The organism is uncultured Nostoc sp., assembly GCF_964245575.1.
Taxonomy (GTDB): Bacteria; Cyanobacteriota; Cyanobacteriia; order Cyanobacteriales; family Nostocaceae; genus Nostoc.
Genome location: NZ_CAXTNP010000522.1, coordinates 1 through 2,441 on the forward strand (window position 1 = coordinate 1; position 2,441 = coordinate 2,441).

Annotated in this window: 4 protein-coding genes; 2 read left to right on the plus strand and 2 right to left on the minus strand. The window is 42.6% G+C overall.

What is annotated here, in order from left to right; translation table 11 throughout:
- A partial coding sequence (locus ACFFAP_RS37945; RefSeq protein WP_375516025.1) for a CHAT domain-containing protein occupies positions 1–438 on the plus strand: 438 nt, incomplete at its 5' end.
- Here the strand turns inward: ACFFAP_RS37945 and ACFFAP_RS37950 are convergent.
- On the minus strand, positions 430–750 hold the full coding sequence (locus ACFFAP_RS37950) for a hypothetical protein (protein ID WP_375516026.1): 321 nt from the start codon (positions 748–750) through the stop codon (positions 430–432). The genes ACFFAP_RS37945 and ACFFAP_RS37950 overlap by 9 nt on opposite strands.
- Positions 751–895: 145 nt before the next feature.
- On the opposite strand from ACFFAP_RS37950, the gene dinB reads away from it, so the two are divergent.
- Positions 896–1,966: a DNA polymerase IV gene (gene dinB, locus ACFFAP_RS37955; protein WP_375516027.1), complete on the plus strand. Its 1,071-nt coding sequence runs from the start codon at positions 896–898 to the stop codon at positions 1,964–1,966.
- 46 nt (positions 1,967–2,012) lie between these two features.
- Here dinB and ACFFAP_RS37960 read toward each other — a convergent pair whose 3' ends face one another.
- Positions 2,013–2,315, minus strand: coding sequence for a hypothetical protein (locus ACFFAP_RS37960; RefSeq protein ID WP_298909900.1), 303 nt, complete (start codon positions 2,313–2,315; stop codon positions 2,013–2,015).
- Positions 2,316–2,441: the final 126 nt, after the last annotated feature.

The following is a 2,441-nucleotide window of genomic DNA, read 5'->3' on the forward strand; positions in this document are numbered from 1 at the left end:
AGCAGTTGCAAACTGCTTAAACCGCAAGGGTTTCGGCTTTTCTTAGTGCCATTCGCAACAGCACTATTTTCACTATTTTACTATCAATCCCGACATCAGGGAAACAAACGACTGCAATCAATTAGACAAGCTCAATTTGAACTGCGTACCCTTACAGGTGAAACTCTTACCACCATTTACAAACCTAAGTTAAGTTCTTTTTTAACGCAGAAAGGTAAGGAAATCTACACGCTGCGTAAAAAAACTCAAGAAGAACGGGATATTCATCCACAAGATTCTCAAATGTATCAGCAACGCAATGAAGAATATAAAAAGTATGCCCAAATCGGAAACCGAATTTATCAAGCAAAAAAAGATTTGGAATCTTTTTGTCGAGAGTCTAAACCTTTCTCTCACCCTTATTATTGGGCAGCTTTCACCTGTTCCGGGTTAAATTGATAACTGCTGTATCTTATCAGTGACTAAGTTTTCACCCTGCTTTTCTAGATTGAATTTATCCAGATAATCAGCGTGATACTTCCACCCTATTGAAATGAGTCCAGCTTCTAGCTCGATGACAGTGCCATCTTCGAGTTCCAAGCCGTTCATGTGATGGTCTTTACCTAAGAATTGCTTAATCTGCATTTCGACAACTTGATAGCCATGCTTATGTAATTTCTGCCGTAACTCCTCGCTAACTTCAAAAAATCTTTGGGTGAACAACGTGATGTGTTGAAGGGGCGATGATGGTATGCCGCACCGACTGGTCACATAGCCAGGTGGTAAGTAATGCAGATATGATATTGGGAATAAGTAGTGTTAGTGTACTATAAGACTGGTAATATAGTATTTCACTTAGTACCAGTTAGCCTAACTTTCTAATGCTTCACTTTGTTTCAAGTGAGAAAGATAATTCATGTTGATATGGACGCTTTTTACGCATCGGTGGAACAGAGGGACAACCCTAGCTACGCCCGGCAAACCGTTAGTCGTCGGTGGTAGCCCAAGTCAACGAGGCGTAGTTGCAGCCGCCAGTTATGAAGCTCGTAAGTTTGGTATTCACTCCGCGATGCCGTCAGTAACAGCGATCGCAAAATGTCCTGAGCTTATCTTTGTCAGACCAAGATTTGACGTTTACCGAGATATTTCCGCAGCAATCCACGCTATCTTTAAACGCTACAGTGATTTAGTGGAAGGAGTTGCACTAGATGAAGCATACCTGGATGTTACTGAAAATAAGCAAAACATCCCCTACGCTTCTACGATCGCAAGACATATCAAAACTGCAATTTTCCAGTCAACTCAGTTGACAGCAACCGCAGGCGTGTCAATTAACAAGTTCCTAGCAAAAATGGCATCAGGGCAGAACAAGCCGAATGGACTAACGGTGATTTTACCGGAGGATGCGATCGCCTTTGTAGAGAAGCTGCCAATTGAGAAGTTCCACGGCATTGGAGAGGTGACGGCGGCGAAGATGCATTCGCTCGGCATTCATAGTGGTGCGGATTTGAAAACGCGATCGCTGACTGAGTTAACACACCACTTTGGTAAAGCTGGTCATTATTACTACAAAATTGCCAGAGCAGAAGATGATCGCCTAGTTGAAGCAAATCGAGTTCGTAAATCAGTTGGTGCAGAAACCTCATTTGCACAGGACTTAAGCGATGTAGGTCAGATGTTGCAGGAACTCGAACAGATTGCCCAGATAGTGGAGCAACGGTTAGAGCAACATGAAACGCGAGGACGCACATTAACTCTGAAAGTCAAGTTTTCTGACTATCATCAGATAACCCGCAGTAAAACAATGCTTGCTCCCATCAGTGAACTCTCTACGATTTTTGAGATAGCCAAAGCGCTGTTTGAGTCGATTGATCTGGAAAACCGCAGTATTAGGTTGCTGGGCATTTCCTTTTCCAATTTGGATAACGCCAAACAAACCCAAGTAATTCAACTGCCACTATTTCAAAATGCAGGCATTATATTTTAGCGTAGGCTAGCAAGAACCGCAGGCATCGCGCTGTTTAAATACTGACTCACCCACGACAAAAATCATCAACCCTCAACTCTCGCCACACGTCAGACGGTTGCCACCCAGAGTTGCCAACAGAGCGCTCTTGGCGATAGTGTTCAGAAATGTAGTCTGATTTTGATGCTTCAATGTAGTCTGATTTTGATGCTTCAATGTACACAGGTAGATTTGGTTCAATCACTATTTCAGGAATATCTTTACTCTCAGGGATCTCAATGGGTTCAGTGGGTGGTGGGGTTACTTCTGTTTTCTTGCAAACTGGATTAGAATTTTTTTTGATGAGTCGTTGCATATCTCTAGGAATCATTCGGCTCTCCACAAAGAACGGATATCCCAGAATACACGAAGTTATCAGCGAATCAGAGACATTTTGCCAGAAAGTTTGTCTCTTTTTGAATGCTCAAGATTTCCAGTACTTATACAGAGGTGTGAA

What these genes read in the sequence shown, in the direction of transcription:
- ACFFAP_RS37960 (WP_298909900.1), bottom strand. Translation starts at nt 2,315, where the DNA reads ATGATTCCTAGAGATATGCAACGACTCATCAAAAAAAATTCTAATCCA.
- dinB (WP_375516027.1), top strand. Translation starts at nt 896, where the DNA reads ATGTTGATATGGACGCTTTTTACGCATCGGTGGAACAGAGGGACAACC.